This is a genomic window from Acinetobacter sp. SAAs474 (genome assembly GCF_032823475.1).
In the GTDB taxonomy this organism is placed as follows: domain Bacteria; phylum Pseudomonadota; class Gammaproteobacteria; order Pseudomonadales; family Moraxellaceae; genus Acinetobacter.
In genome coordinates this window covers 2,627,727-2,641,476 of the sequence record NZ_CP127915.1, presented here as the reverse complement: position 1 = coordinate 2,641,476, position 13,750 = coordinate 2,627,727, and the positions used below count along the sequence as shown (strand labels likewise).

Genomic DNA, 13,750 nt, shown 5'->3' with positions numbered 1-13,750 from the left:
TGGCGCAGTACGAGAAATTACTCCATGTTAAAGTTCTTTAAAGATAAACGTGATCATCCTTTGGGTGAGGTATTTAATCGTTATTACTTTTTACAAATTGGATTTATTGCACTGGCCGTCATCATTGGCATTGCTTGTAGTGCGTGGGTGATTAAGGGCTCTTTACTCAAAACAGCACTTGAGCAAGAAATGTCACATTACTGGCAGCGTTTAGAACGTAATCCTAGCGCAGCATTACCAGATACCAAAAATTTATATGGATATCGTTGGCGTGACGTCGTTCCTAAAGCCTTTCAGCATTTACATTTAAAACCTGGTGTTCATCGTTATTTTATTGATGGCAAACAACGTATGGCTGTCTATGGTGAAAAAAATGGTTTGCATGTATTGCTGGTTTTTGGTGAAAGTAATGTCAATAAACTGATTTGGTTATTTGGATTGGCGCCACTGATGGTCAGTCTGGTGGTGTTATATAGCGTACTTTGGTGGTGGAATCGTCGTGCACGACGTCATTTTTCTCCAATCACCCGCTTGGCCAATGCATTGGCATATATTGATTGGCAACATCAAAATAATCAAGCATCACCATTTCAATCGATTTGCACTGAATCTAATATTGAGGCTGAATATCTAAAGCAAGCATTGGAAAAATATCATCAAGTCTTGAGTGAGTTTATTCAGCGTGAGCGTGAATTTACCGGTGATGTCAGTCATGAGTTGCGAACACCATTGACGATTTTAAAGGGGAATATTCAATTATGCCAAGCGCGTTACGGTGAAAATAAGATTTTTACTCGGTTGCATAATACCATCGAAGATATGCAATTGTTGGTCGATACTTTATTGGCGATTGCACGTAATACCACCAATACACTCAATGCTGAACACATGCTGTTATCAACAGTATTACAAGCACTCATTGATGATTTAAGTGCTGTGAGTGGTCATAAAGGGATACAGATTCATCTGCAGCACGATTTAAATGAGCGTCCTCGTGATATTTATGTATCTATGGCAAAAATGGTATTTAGTAATATTTTACGTAATGCACTCAATTATTCTCAAGGAACTCGAATTGATATCATTGTACAAAAAAATCAGGTATTAATTGCCGATAATGGCATCGGCGTAACTTTGCCAAATAATGTTAAAGTACAGCAACTTTCTGATCACCCATTACAATTAGAGATTAAGGGATATGGTATTGGGCTACAGTTGGTTGAAAAGTTGTGTCGGCAGTTAGGATGGCGTATCGAATTGTTTGATCGCCAATATTATTTAAATATACACCAAGACACCAAACTTGCTTTAAGTACAGGCTTAATTGTATTGGTATATTTATGTTAATGCTTAGGTATTATGGTGCTAATACGATCTTTAAACCTACACCAGAAACGGTATGAATCAGTTTTTCTTCAAAAGGTTTATCAATCATTTTACGTAAATTGTAAATATGACTACGTAAAGAATCGCTTTCAGGTTCTTCATCTCCCCAGAGTTCCATAATAATTTGCTGCTTGGATAGCACATGTGGTGAGTGACGCATTAAAATTTTCAGTAATTTAAACTGAATTGGTTGTAATTCAATCGCTTTGCCTGCTCGACTGACCTGCTGTGTGGCAGTATCTAAAATCAGGTCATGAATCTGGAGTTTATGACTAGAAACTTCACCGAGTGAGCGTTTAATTAATGCTTTAATACGCATAACAAGTTCATTAAAATCAAATGGTTTCACCAGATAATCATCTGTGCCAACATGAAATCCTTTTAGTTTGTCATGTAGCGTATCTCGTGCTGTGAGCATCAGTACCGGAAGGCTTAGATCAGCATCTTGACGTAGCCATTGACACAAGTCATAACCAGAACCATCAGGTAGATTGATATCCAGTAATAATAAATGATAAGGGCGTTGTTTAAGTAGGGTTTGAGCCGCCGTTAAATTGCGTGCATGATCGACTACAAAGTCATGTTCTTCTAAAAACTCATAGACTGTTGAAGCCAGTTCATAATGATCTTCGACCATTAAAATAAAATACTTTGACATGGAGAATCACTAATTTAAATCAAGAAGCTGTTGTTTTAATTTAACATTAAACGGCTGTGCACCGAACCATATACTAAAATATTTTTGTGCTTCGGGATGTTGAATAGAACCTAACATACGCTGATTCAGACTTAATGTCAGTGTTTTATTCTGTATCTCATAACGAAGACGATAGTGGTCTCCCGGTTTGACAGGGCGATATAATGCTGTGACTTGATTGAATATATCTAATAATGTTTGCTGCTGAATATTACGTTGTAAAAAATAACCAGCAGCACGTTTAAATGCCCATTCTGGAATCGCATGTTGATAATTAAAATCAATTGCTATACTTTGTGTTTGCCAAGATTGTTGACAATTTTCAGCATAATAGATTGCTGTACCAATATGCTTTTGAGCAACAGATAAAGCACCACGACCACAGACCTGTAATGTTGTATTACTGGCCACGCTGAATTGATGACTGCCGAGTAGTATCGTGATTAAGAGGATTTTTTGAATGGCAGTAGCCATGAGTAAATGCCTCCAGCATAAGGTAGTGAACGATACAAACCATTGGCAGGATCCCAGAAATCTTGCTGGAAAATAATTTTACCGTCTGTATTTATCTTAATTTCGCTGATTCCATATGAGGCCATACGCCGTGTACTGCCAAGAAATTTAAAGTCATAGCGCATATACCAATGTACGTAGGCAGAATCATGATGGAAAGAGGTGTTAAGTAACTCTACACTGACATTTTTAACGCGCTGATTCATTGCTTTAAAATGTGTAATCAGTTGATTTTTAGAGTTAAATTGTGACAAGGTGTCATTGATAAATAATGAATGATCATAAAGATTGGTGGCATTATTGATAAATGCATCTGTTCCTAATGTATTGAATGCAGAGGTAAATCGTAGACCAATTTCTTGGGCCTTATTGGCATCGAGGTTAACGCCTTGAATGCGATTTCTGGCTTGAGCATAATCAGATGAATAACTCGGTGTACTTTTACAACCCAATAAGGACAGTAATGGAAATGTGAGCGCAATGCTCAATACTTTTTTGATACTGTTCATTCAAGACGCTCCATGTTTATGGTATGCGCTTAAGTTAATTAAAAAGTCGTGAATTACATGTGAAAATATAGTCTAGAATGAATATCTTAGAATAACAAAGTGTTGAATTTTATTTTGTTTATCGTGGATTGAATCATTGAGATATGATGATTTATATTGCTGATCGGATATCTAGGCTACATCTAATCTTTCAGTGTAGTAAAATGTATCATAAAAGTCCATGAACCACAGCTTTAAGCCTTAGTTTGGCCAGTCTAATGCTAAAATTCGTTTGAGTTCTTTGAGATTTTTATGCCCTAATGCTGCTTCCAGTTCATATTCAATTTGTTTGAGTTCTGCAAGTGCGGCTTTTGCCATCGCTTCACCATTGGTAGAAAATTGTACCATTTTAATACGTTTATCTTGGGGTGAATTAACCAAACTTAGAAAATCTGCATTGATTCCTTCTGTAACGAGTTGATGTACCGCCTGTCGAGAAATCTTGAGATCACGTGCAAGTTTAGACATGGGGATAGGTTCATCTCCTAAATAACTATAGAGCTTTGCCATAGAGGGTGAAATATAACCATAACCATTTTTTTTCGCATTTGCCATCAGGCGATTTTCTATCCATTCGAGACGAGCTCGCAGTAAGAAGCGTAATGATTTCACAGTAAATTGGATATCTAAACTATACAATAATAAACATTTTATACTAAAAAAAATAATTTTTTAAAAGTATTTTATACTTTGTTGTCATATTTCAATTTAATTTGATTTAAAGTGATGTATTTATCTAATAATGTTGAAATTTGATCTGATTTTTTAACACCATCTGCATTGTATTTAACCCGAATCCTGCTAAAGAAAGTGAAGATAAAAGTGGCTTTAATTTGATTTAACAACACTTTATGGAGTCATTGGCTTAAGCGGGATTCGGGTTGATAATGAAAAAATATGATTTAAAATAATTATGATCAAGATTTTATTCAAATAAGCTAGAAGATTTAACTTGTTTTATTATTGTAAATTTATTAAAAGTGATCTAAAAAATTTATATATTAAATTCATTTTTTAATATGCTAAAAAAATATAGAATAAAGTATCTTTAATATTTTTTATCTCACATGTTTAATTTAAAACTTGAAGGATTGATTAACTTTGTATTAGGATTTTTATGGATATATCAAGGTTTGGTACCTAAAATTTTATTTACTCAGCCTGAGGAAATTTTAATTTGGCAGCGAATAGGGTTTGATCCTAATACTGCACAACTTGCATGTTATTTTTCAGGTGTGTCAGAAATAATTTTTGGTATATTGTGGCTATGTTTAGGCTATAAATTTTTTCATTTTGTAAATATCTTGGCTTTAATTCTGTTACTGATTTTACTGAGCATATTACAACCCAGTTTATTGGTTGCTGCATTTAATCCAGTCGTCATGAATATTGCAATGATAAGTTTGTCCTATATATATTTAAAATATCTCTCAGCGTAATAAATATACTTTTATCATTCAGATGATGATTAAATGATAAATGCTTGAGATTATTTCTTTTCTGGCCGTATCACAGTGAAACGGCACAGACCAAATGGATAAAAACTTAATGGTTAAAATTTATAAGTCACTGCCATAAAAAAATTGGTTAATGATTTTTGATCGACGAGAGGGCCATCTTCAATTTTGTTCGGTAAAAACTTATATACAGCAACACCGGTAATATCAAAGCGTGGATTAATGCGATAGCGCGCACCCAATGAAAGATGAGGAATGATCAGTTGATTCGGTTGATAAGCAGTGATACCACGGGCAACTTCCTCATCTAAAATACCATAGTAATAATTGGCACGTTTATTTGATAACCAGTCAAAACCAACATTTGGGATCAGTGTAAACTGAGGATGAAGTCGCCAAAAATATTGATAATTTACTTTAATTTCTGTTCCTTTACTTGCAGCGCCAATATCCTGTAAAGCTTGCATTGACAGTACACCATAAGGAAGTTTCATCAGTGTTTCCATCCCTAAATCAACACTTCTGTCACGATCTTCTAGCTGAGATTTATCAATATTTTTCTCTTTTAACTTTGAATCACTCAGTTTATCAACATCAAGATGCATCATATTGGCACTGACAATTCCATTTACTGTAATATTCTCATCGCGGTAAAACTGCATACCGGCATATAAGCCACGTACAAAAAAATGTTCTCCTTCATAAGCAATCACCGGAATAGGCGTTACTTCGGTTTTTTCACCTAGATATAATCCGCTTTGACCGACGGCACCAATACCTATACTTAAACCATCGGGTTTATTAATACTGCCTTTTTTTTCATTAGCCTGAATATTGAAGGCAATACAGGATAGAGAAATAAACATCAATTGTTTTAACATAAAGTATCCTTATTTTAATGTAGTGTATGCTCACTGAGCATAAATGAGGGCATTAGATATAGGCATAATATTGAATTTTTATTATCATTTAAAGTAAAATAAATTTTATATTAATAATAACTATATTCTAGATTATTTCACATAAAATTCACTCTATCTATATTATGTTTATCATGTGATTAATTTATTTAAGATCAAAGTGATCAATAAATATTAATCTGTATTAACATACTGATCTTCAATTTTATAATTATTTTAAATGATTGTAATTTAAATCATATTAAAATAAATAAAATTAATGGATCAGATCTATTGCGTGCGTGATTTTTAAAGATAAACTGGGTGAATCAATGGCGATAAAATTTGTTTCTAAAGCGAAATTACCCACAGCGTTTGGTGATTTTGATATTTACGCGTTTCAAGATCAAGACACAGGTGAAGAGCATATTGCATTGGCTAAAGGCTTGCCATCTATTCAGACACAGCCTGTACTGCTACGCATACACTCAGAATGTTTAACAGGTGATGCTTTTGCATCACTCAAATGTGATTGTGGACCACAATTACATTCGACGATGAAAATGATCAATGATGAAGGTCAGGGAGTGATTTTATATTTACGTCAAGAAGGTCGAGGTATTGGTTTAACCAATAAAATCCGTGCTTATGCACTACAAGACCAAGGACATGATACTGTAGATGCAAATTTATTACTCAATTTACCTGCAGATGCACGTGATTATGCTATGTGTCAGATTATGCTCCGTCATTTACAGATTCAAGATGTTAAATTGATTACAAATAATCCATTGAAAATTAAAGCATTACAACAATTAAATATCAATGTCGTACAGCGCGTACCGTTGACAGTAGGACTAAGTCTGTTTAATCAGAATTATTTACAAACCAAAAAAAAACGTATGTCACATTTATATGAATATAGTGATTTCTAAATCTAATCCAGAATAATCACAGGGATACGAATAGCGTTATCGTATCCCTAATGCGTTATTAAAAAATACAATATTGAAATTGGATGCGAATGAAGCGTACGGCAGGCTATTTTCAGTATCATGATTGCAGCTTGATTTGTGTAATACAAATTTAATTTTTGATAAATAAAAAAATATAATATATTGAATAATATTAAATTAAATTTTTTTTTAGTCTATTTATATCGTAAAAATATAGTATCGTTTGGTGAGTTAACCATCATCAAATCAACCCTAAGGTTGATGTTTTTTATCATTATTTATCATAACTTGATCTCATCAAAATATTTTATTTAAAGTCACACTGAAGCAAAATGCTTAAATTTATACCAGATCAATAACAGGATCTACATTACAAATTTAGTGCAAGAAAGTGTGCTTTTAGGGAAAGTAAGCGCATGACTCAAGATACAAAAATTGATTTTATTTACTTATCGGAATCAGACATGATCAAGGCTGGCGTCACCAATATGCCTGCTTGTGTTCAAACCATGGAAGATATGTTTAGTCTACTGTACTACGGTGATTACCGTATGGCTGGACCTAATAATGATTCACATGGTGCCATGATGGTTTTTCCTGAAAACTCTCCTTTTCCCAATATGCCCAAACCAACAGCCGATCGACGCTTTATGGCGATGCCAGCCTATTTGGGCGGTAAGTTTGGTACGACGGGCGTGAAATGGTATGGCTCTAATATTGCAAATCGCCAAAAAGGCCTACCACGTTCTATTTTAATGTTCACTTTAAATGATACGGACACTGGTGCGCCAATGGCGTATATGTCTGCAAATTTATTATCAGCTTATCGTACTGGTGCGATTCCTGGTGTAGGTGCAAAACATCTGGCACGTGAAGATGCAAAAGTCATTGGTTTGGTGGGTCCCGGGGTCATGGGACGGACTTCGGTTGCAGCATTTATGGCGGTACGTCCAAATATCGATACGATTAAAATTAAAGGGCGTAGTCAAAAGAGTATTGATGAGTTTGTACTGTGGCTCAAAGAAAACTTCCCACAAATCACTAATATTCAAGTTGTAGAAAGTGTAGAAGAGGTGGTTCGAGGTTCAGACATTATTACCTATTGTAATTCTGGCGAGGTGGGTGATCCAAATACCTATCCGATGGTTAAAAGAGCATGGGTCAAGAAAGGTGCATTTTTAGCTATGCCAGCAGGATGCAATATTGATGATGCAATGCAAGCCGCAGATGTGCGTAAGGTACTCGATAATCCGGGGATGTATGAAGCTTGGTTTGAAGAATTACCAAAACCAGCACATCACACCGTACCATTAATTGGGGTTAAATTTATGGATTTGGTCGAAGAAGGAAAAATTGCAGCAACGCAATTAGAAGATTTCGGAAAAATTGTGGCACAAGAAGCACCCGCACGTCAAAACGATGATGAAATTATTTTAATGTCAGTCGGTGGTATGCCTGTTGAAGACGTCGCTTGGGCAACCGTGATTTATCAAAATGCATTAGCACAAGGCATTGGGACCAAACTTAATCTTTGGGATAGTCCAACCTTACGTTAAAACACAACATTAACCCAATTTAATTATTGATGATGAGGATGAAAGTACATGAGTAAAATTACTAAAGTTAATACCAGTTCAGTATTCGAAGAGAAAGGTAGTTATTCACGTTTAGTGATGGTAGATAACTGGATTTATGTTTCTAACACTGCAGGGCGTCATCCTGAAACTAAATTAATTTCAGAAGATGTTTTACAACAAACTGAACAAGTTTTTAAAAATATTGAAGTAGCCTTAGCCACTGTTGATGCTTCATTGGCAGATGTCGTGATGTCTCGTGTCTTTATTCAAGATCCTGCAGATACAGCAAAAGTAATGGATTTTATTGGCACTAAATTTAAAGGCATTAATCCAGCAACGACCGTGACATGTCCTCCACTGGGCTCTACAGTATATAAAGTTGAGTTAGAACTCACAGCATATCGTGGTGCAGCAAAATTAGAGCTTGAGCATATTAAAATTGCTTAAGTATGAATGGTTAAGCGATTAGATTGCCATTGATCAAATCGCTTGCTCATATAAATAAAAGGAAAAAATTGCATGGTTCCAACGATTGTTCCGGTAAAAACGTCAAGTCAATTACCTGCAACGGCAACGGTTGTGATTATTGGTGGAGGCATTGTTGGACTCAATGCTGCTTTAACATTAGCAGAAAGAAATATTTCTGTGGTGGTGATTGAAAAAGGCCAGATTGCAGCTGAACAGTCTTCACGTAATTTGGGTTGGGTACGTAAAACCAATCGATTGGCTGATGATGTACCCCTTGCATTAGCATCTGATCAACTTTGGTCAGAAATGAATGAACGTGTTGCAGGAGAGGTGGGTTATCGTCAAGCTGGAATTATGTTTTTATCGAGTCAGCCAGAACAGATTGAATTACAGCAAAAATGGCTAAAATCAGTTGCTCATTTAAATTTGGATTCAAAAATTATCAGTGCACAAGACGTCAATGAATTGGTTCCACATGGTCAAGCCAATTGGGCCGGTGCGCTCTATACACCTTCCGATGGTCGTGCTGAGCCAACTTTGGCATCCAGTGCAATTGCTACAGCAGCCATCAAGCATGGTGCGATTATTGTTGAGCAATGTGCTGCACGTCAATTAGATATCCAAAATGGGCGTGTGGTAGGGGTGTATACTGAAAAGGGTAAAATCAGTTGTGATCAAATCTTACTTGCAGGCGGCTTCTGGTCACGTCGTTTCTTGGGGAATTTAGGTATTTCATTACCAAGTTTACCATTGGTGTGTTCTGTATTTAAGACCAAACCGATGCAGGGGCCAACAGAAATTGCCGTAGGCGCATCTAATTTTTCTTTTAGAAAACATATTGATGGTGGCTATATTATTACTCAACGCGGTAAGTTGGATGCACCTTTAACATTGGATCATTTATTATTGGGTAGTAAATATTGGCAACAATTAAAAACACAACGTGATTTTTTAAATATTTCGTTTGGACGTTATTTTTTTCAGGATTTATCGGCACCACGTAAATGGTCTAAAGATACAGTCACGCAATTTGAAAAAGTACGTATGATGGACCCAGTAGCAAATCAAACCTTAAATCAAGAAGCATGGCAAAACTTAGCTGCCGCGTGGCCGATATTTAAACATGCTGAAATTGAAAATAGTTGGGCAGGCATGATTGATGTAACGCCAGATTCCAATCCGATTATTGATTCAATTGAACATATCCAAGGGCTAACGATTGCAACAGGATTTTCAGGTCATGGTTTTGGTACTTCGCCTGCTGCTGGGCATTTAGCTGCCGATTTGATTTCACAGCATCAGCCCATTATTGATCCAACACCTTATAGCTTTAAACGGTTATAGAACATTCGTGAAATTAGCGGTCTAAGGCATGCTAATTTCCTATTTAAGGTGCTTAAAAAAACTGCCTTATGATGCTGCTAAGGCTTTAAGAATGAGTTCACGTTTACTTTTAACCATGGTTTTTTGAAAAATATGATAAATATGTGTTTTAACTGTGGCAAGACTGACAAATAAGGCATCGGCAATTTCCTGATTTTTCTTGCCAGTTAAAATAAGGGTTAAAACTTCACGTTCGGAGCGTGTTAATAATTTAATCATCTCTTGACAAGCAGTATTCGCTATCTGAGAACCTAAGTGTTTAGTACCATTATATTGTGCTAAATCATAACAACTTTGAATCATTTCAATTTCTTGTGGACTAAAAACCTGCTCATTTTCACTGCGAATAAGGCTGATTGCTAGGCAGTTTTCATGATCAGCCTGAAAAATTAATTCAATATTATCGAGTACCTGATTGTCTTTTAAAAAATCAGAATAAGGTTGAGGAATATGTTGATGTTTTAGCTGTGTCATGACTGATTTTTGTGGTTGTTGTAGTGCATTAATTGGATCATATTGACACATATAATCAACATAATGATGAATCGAATGTTGAGGAATATTTTTAGCATAATAGGCGTTTAAATGTGCTGTTGTCGTTGAAAACTTAACATGATAAGCAAAGAAACTTTGTAGTGGAACTACACGATTTAAGGCATAGATAAAATGATCGACAAATTGATTCCATGATTTTGTTTGCATTGTTGGTTTGACTCCATGTCCAAATAATATCGATAAATTCTGGATTTATTTACAGCTGATGGTGAGATGCTAATCTGAGCTTAAACTATAGAATTGATGACAAATCTCAGCCAATAACTGCGCATTGTTTACCTATCATCCCTTGATCTTGGGTGGACTGTTATCAAAATTGGGCAATTTTTACCGAGTTAAAATAACTCAAATCATCTAGATCGTGCAGTGTATGCCATCAGGTGATGCGGCTAAATTTGGCTATTTTTGATGGATGATGATGTCAGAGAAATTAAGCCGATATTCTAAATTATCTATAAAAACTAAAAAATGCTTAATTTTGATAATACCTTGGGACGAATACCCATAGACTGAATCAATACATTGTTCACGGAGAAAAAAATGACGAACAATAACGCATTAAAACAAGGAAGCCTAGGGCTATTTACAGTAGTATTTTTTGTCGTTGCTGCAGCGTCACCCTTAACTGGTGTTATTGGTGCACTTCCAGTAACTTTTTTTATTGGTAATGGGGTTGGTGTACCAAGTATTTTTATTCTAGCGGGAATATTGTTGTTATTGTTTAGTTTTGGCTTTGTGACCATGGCTAAATATGTGGTTAATGCTGGTGCATTTTATGCCTATATTGTACAGGGTATTGGTGTCCGTTGTGGCTTAGGAGGATTAAATGCTGCATTACTTGCCTATATTGCAATTCAATTGGCGGTCAGTGCTATGTTTGGTTTCTTTACCAATCAGTTTATTCAATCACATTGGAATATTGAAATCCCGTGGTGGATCTATTCAATTTTAATGCAAATGCTGGTGGTTGTTTTAGGCATCTTAAAAGTTGAAATCGGTGGGAAAGTTTTAGGAATATTATTACTTTTAGAAATTGGGATTGTGTTATTACTTGATTTTGTGAGTGTAAATAACGCTGCACAATATAGTTTTGCATCATTTGCACCCAGTGTATTTCTCAGTGGTAATATTGGGATTTCATTGGTATTTGCCATCTGTTCATTCATCGGTTTTGAGGCGACTGCTATCTATTCGGAAGAATGTAAAGATCCTCAAAAAACCGTAGCACGTGCGACTTTTATTGCCGTCTGTTTAATTACGGTATTTTATGCCGTAACGTCATGGTCACTCATTCAGTATGTTGGTCAGAGCAAACTGGTTGAAGTTGCTGCTGCCGATCCGGGTATGATGATTTATAACATTGCACAACAAAGTCTGGGACCATGGTCAATTGAATTAATGTCATTATTATTAATCACCAGTTTATTTGCTGCAACACAAGCATTTCACAATTCACTTTCACGTTATTTATTTACCATGAGCCGTGATGGTTTGATTTGGTCAAAAATGGCCAATACACATGCGAATAATAATACACCTTATATTGCCAGTATCATTCAAGGTATATTCATTATCGTGATTCTGGCATTGACCGGATTAAAAAATCTAGATCCGATGGTTGATGTTTTTGCATGGGGTTCCGTGATCGCCAGTATGTCTATTTTGGTATTACAGATCGGTGTTTCTGTTGCAGTGATGATTTTCTTTAGAAAAAACTCACATCTTCCAGTCTCTTTATGGAACGGTACGATTGCACCATTTTTAGCCCTGATTGGTATGAGCTGTGTATTGGTTCTGGTGGTACAAAATATTAAGACATTAAGTGGTAGTGAGTCACCCGTTATTCAACTGGTTCCTTGGTTTGTTTTTGCAGTTGTTTTTGTCGGTATTTTCTGGGCACAAATGATTCAAATGGTACAACCACAGAAATTTAAACAATTAAAAAAGTTGATTGAATATATCTAAGATTTATAGATAAAATAATGTTTTTTACATTAAATATAAGATATTGCAATATAAATAAATCATAAAAAAGAGTAGTTATAATGAATTACTCTTTTTTTGTTGATTTTTAATTTATATCAGTAAATAATGAAATATATTTTAATTAAAGTATTAACTAATTTGTGAATTAGAGAATGAATTAAGGAAGAGTGGTATATATTTTGCATTGATAGGAATCAATGTTATTCATGCTAAATGAGAAGAACGGATGCAATTACAGTCAATGAGTGAAAATCGGTGTATTACCGAGTCATATGTACATGCCGAAATATTAAATGAATGGATTTTGACCTATGACCAAGTTTCTGCTGGAAAATTTGAAAGTTATCTACGTGAAATTTCCTTCGACGATATTCAAATTTATGAAGAAAGATTTGTACCTTCAATTTTCCAACGTGGTTTGGCTAAAAAAAATTCATTATGTATAGGGATGTTTTCGCAACTTTCAAATAATGCGATTTGGTTGGGTAAAAATATTACAGGACATGAAATTCTTTCTTGTTATGATGAAGGAGAGATTTTATTACGATTGCCTGAAAATAGTGCATTTTACTCCTTAACTATTCCATTTAACTTATTAAATGATCATAATTTGCAATATAATCATGCAAAATACGGTCATATACTTGAAGCACAATATAGTGAAATTTTTTATAGAAAATTTACCCAACTACTTAATGATGTATTAAAAAATTCACATTTAATTCAAAATTCTGCGACACAACAGCAGGTAAAATCTGAAATTTTAGCCCTTGGTGACGATTTTTTGAGTGTATTAAATGCTCATCATCAACCGATTCGAGTTTCCAACCAAAAAGCACAAAATGTGGTTAAAACAGTCTGTGAAGTCTTGAATGATAATCCTGACTATTGTTATTCAATTGAAGAATTATGTCATATTACATGCACATCACGTAGAACATTACAAAACTGTTTCGAGCAGATTACCGGACAAAGTCCAGCATTATTTTTAAAGATGATGAAATTGAATGCAGTACGTAGAATGTTACAGTATTCATCCACACAAATGACAATTAGTGATATTGCAGCCCATTGGGGTTTTTGGCATTTATCACAATTTGCAGTAGATTATAAGCGCTTATTTGGAGAATCACCATCACAAACGATGCTGTATAAAAAATCCAAATTAATTTTATGTTGAAATATAGAGCTTGATATCTATTTATTATGTAAATAATGAATGTTAAATTTTATTATTGATAAATCGGTACATTTATATTTAAAATATAAAAGTTAAATATATTTAGATAATTGATTGTTCTATCATATAATTTAAAAAAATAAAA

General features: G+C 34.7%; 14 protein-coding genes. 8 read left to right on the top strand and 6 right to left on the bottom strand.

All coding sequences use genetic code 11. The annotated features are described in order from the left end of the window. Positions 1 to 24: 24 nt before the first annotated feature. Positions 25 to 1,347: a HAMP domain-containing sensor histidine kinase gene (locus QSG86_RS13310; RefSeq protein WP_317031946.1), complete on the top strand. Its 1,323-nt coding sequence runs from the start codon at positions 25 to 27 to the stop codon at positions 1,345 to 1,347. Positions 1,348 to 1,357: 10 nt separating this feature from the next. On the opposite strand, the gene QSG86_RS13305 is transcribed toward QSG86_RS13310, so the two are convergent. The 4 genes from QSG86_RS13305 to QSG86_RS13290 form a co-directional block, all read right to left on the bottom strand. After that, on the bottom strand, positions 1,358 to 2,044 hold the full coding sequence (locus QSG86_RS13305) for a response regulator transcription factor (RefSeq protein ID WP_317031945.1): 687 nt from the start codon (positions 2,042 to 2,044) through the stop codon (positions 1,358 to 1,360). 9 nt (positions 2,045 to 2,053) lie between these two features. After that, a complete protein-coding gene (locus QSG86_RS13300; protein ID WP_317031944.1) occupies positions 2,054 to 2,557 on the bottom strand; it encodes a chalcone isomerase family protein in 504 nt (167 codons plus the stop codon). Next, positions 2,527 to 3,105 carry a nuclear transport factor 2 family protein gene (locus tag QSG86_RS13295; RefSeq protein ID WP_317031943.1) on the bottom strand — a complete coding sequence of 193 codons (579 nt, stop codon included), beginning with the start codon at positions 3,103 to 3,105 and terminating at the stop codon, positions 2,527 to 2,529. Before QSG86_RS13295 ends, QSG86_RS13300 begins: the two co-directional genes overlap by 31 nt. A gap of 240 nt (positions 3,106 to 3,345) precedes the next feature. Beyond that, the gene (locus QSG86_RS13290; RefSeq protein ID WP_317031942.1) at positions 3,346 to 3,699 is read right to left on the bottom strand and encodes a MarR family winged helix-turn-helix transcriptional regulator; all 354 of its coding nucleotides are present in this window, start codon (positions 3,697 to 3,699) and stop codon (positions 3,346 to 3,348) included. Positions 3,700 to 4,211: 512 nt separating this feature from the next. Between QSG86_RS13290 and QSG86_RS13285 the strand changes: the two genes are divergently transcribed. Continuing rightward, on the top strand, positions 4,212 to 4,583 hold the full coding sequence (locus tag QSG86_RS13285) for a DoxX-like family protein (RefSeq protein WP_317031941.1): 372 nt from the start codon (positions 4,212 to 4,214) through the stop codon (positions 4,581 to 4,583). 113 nt (positions 4,584 to 4,696) lie between these two features. On the opposite strand, the gene QSG86_RS13280 is transcribed toward QSG86_RS13285, so the two are convergent. Beyond that, complete coding sequence (locus tag QSG86_RS13280) at positions 4,697 to 5,482, bottom strand: MipA/OmpV family protein (protein WP_317031940.1); 786 nt, start codon at positions 5,480 to 5,482, stop codon at positions 4,697 to 4,699. Between the two features lie 350 nt (positions 5,483 to 5,832). Here QSG86_RS13280 and ribA point away from each other — a divergent pair, with 350 nt between their 5' ends. The 4 genes from ribA (at position 5,833) to QSG86_RS13260 (ending at position 9,845) form a co-directional block, all read left to right on the top strand. Continuing rightward, positions 5,833 to 6,435 carry a GTP cyclohydrolase II gene (gene ribA, locus QSG86_RS13275; RefSeq protein ID WP_317031939.1) on the top strand — a complete coding sequence of 201 codons (603 nt, stop codon included), beginning with the start codon at positions 5,833 to 5,835 and terminating at the stop codon, positions 6,433 to 6,435. A gap of 437 nt (positions 6,436 to 6,872) precedes the next feature. Then, complete coding sequence (locus QSG86_RS13270; RefSeq protein WP_317031938.1) at positions 6,873 to 8,012, top strand: tyramine oxidase subunit B; 1,140 nt, start codon at positions 6,873 to 6,875, stop codon at positions 8,010 to 8,012. Positions 8,013 to 8,060: 48 nt separating this feature from the next. Next, the gene (locus QSG86_RS13265; RefSeq protein ID WP_317031937.1) at positions 8,061 to 8,480 is read left to right on the top strand and encodes a Rid family hydrolase; all 420 of its coding nucleotides are present in this window, start codon (positions 8,061 to 8,063) and stop codon (positions 8,478 to 8,480) included. A gap of 72 nt (positions 8,481 to 8,552) precedes the next feature. Beyond that, positions 8,553 to 9,845, top strand: coding sequence for an FAD-binding oxidoreductase (locus tag QSG86_RS13260; RefSeq protein ID WP_317031936.1), 1,293 nt, complete (start codon positions 8,553 to 8,555; stop codon positions 9,843 to 9,845). 66 nt (positions 9,846 to 9,911) lie between these two features. Here the strand turns inward: QSG86_RS13260 and QSG86_RS13255 are convergent, their stop codons facing one another. After that, positions 9,912 to 10,586: a response regulator transcription factor gene (locus QSG86_RS13255; protein ID WP_317031935.1), complete on the bottom strand. Its 675-nt coding sequence runs from the start codon at positions 10,584 to 10,586 to the stop codon at positions 9,912 to 9,914. A gap of 393 nt (positions 10,587 to 10,979) precedes the next feature. Here QSG86_RS13255 and QSG86_RS13250 point away from each other — a divergent pair, with 393 nt between their 5' ends. Beyond that, the gene (locus QSG86_RS13250) at positions 10,980 to 12,404 is read left to right on the top strand and encodes an APC family permease (RefSeq protein WP_317031934.1); all 1,425 of its coding nucleotides are present in this window, start codon (positions 10,980 to 10,982) and stop codon (positions 12,402 to 12,404) included. A 247-nt stretch (positions 12,405 to 12,651) separates the two neighbouring features. Continuing rightward, positions 12,652 to 13,605 (top strand): helix-turn-helix domain-containing protein, encoded by a 954-nt coding sequence (locus QSG86_RS13245; RefSeq protein WP_317031933.1) that lies wholly within the window; start codon positions 12,652 to 12,654, stop codon positions 13,603 to 13,605. The last annotated feature ends 145 nt before the right edge of the window (positions 13,606 to 13,750 follow it).

What these genes read in the sequence shown, in the direction of transcription:
- QSG86_RS13310 (WP_317031946.1), top strand. Translation starts at nt 25, where the DNA reads ATGTTAAAGTTCTTTAAAGATAAACGTGATCATCCTTTGGGTGAGGTA.
- QSG86_RS13305 (WP_317031945.1), bottom strand. Translation starts at nt 2,044, where the DNA reads ATGTCAAAGTATTTTATTTTAATGGTCGAAGATCATTATGAACTGGCT.
- QSG86_RS13300 (WP_317031944.1), bottom strand. Translation starts at nt 2,557, where the DNA reads ATGGCTACTGCCATTCAAAAAATCCTCTTAATCACGATACTACTCGGC.
- QSG86_RS13295 (WP_317031943.1), bottom strand. Translation starts at nt 3,105, where the DNA reads ATGAACAGTATCAAAAAAGTATTGAGCATTGCGCTCACATTTCCATTA.
- QSG86_RS13290 (WP_317031942.1), bottom strand. Translation starts at nt 3,699, where the DNA reads ATGGCAAATGCGAAAAAAAATGGTTATGGTTATATTTCACCCTCTATG.
- QSG86_RS13285 (WP_317031941.1), top strand. Translation starts at nt 4,212, where the DNA reads ATGTTTAATTTAAAACTTGAAGGATTGATTAACTTTGTATTAGGATTT.
- QSG86_RS13280 (WP_317031940.1), bottom strand. Translation starts at nt 5,482, where the DNA reads ATGTTAAAACAATTGATGTTTATTTCTCTATCCTGTATTGCCTTCAAT.
- ribA (WP_317031939.1), top strand. Translation starts at nt 5,833, where the DNA reads ATGGCGATAAAATTTGTTTCTAAAGCGAAATTACCCACAGCGTTTGGT.
- QSG86_RS13270 (WP_317031938.1), top strand. Translation starts at nt 6,873, where the DNA reads ATGACTCAAGATACAAAAATTGATTTTATTTACTTATCGGAATCAGAC.
- QSG86_RS13265 (WP_317031937.1), top strand. Translation starts at nt 8,061, where the DNA reads ATGAGTAAAATTACTAAAGTTAATACCAGTTCAGTATTCGAAGAGAAA.
- QSG86_RS13260 (WP_317031936.1), top strand. Translation starts at nt 8,553, where the DNA reads ATGGTTCCAACGATTGTTCCGGTAAAAACGTCAAGTCAATTACCTGCA.
- QSG86_RS13255 (WP_317031935.1), bottom strand. Translation starts at nt 10,586, where the DNA reads ATGCAAACAAAATCATGGAATCAATTTGTCGATCATTTTATCTATGCC.
- QSG86_RS13250 (WP_317031934.1), top strand. Translation starts at nt 10,980, where the DNA reads ATGACGAACAATAACGCATTAAAACAAGGAAGCCTAGGGCTATTTACA.
- QSG86_RS13245 (WP_317031933.1), top strand. Translation starts at nt 12,652, where the DNA reads ATGCAATTACAGTCAATGAGTGAAAATCGGTGTATTACCGAGTCATAT.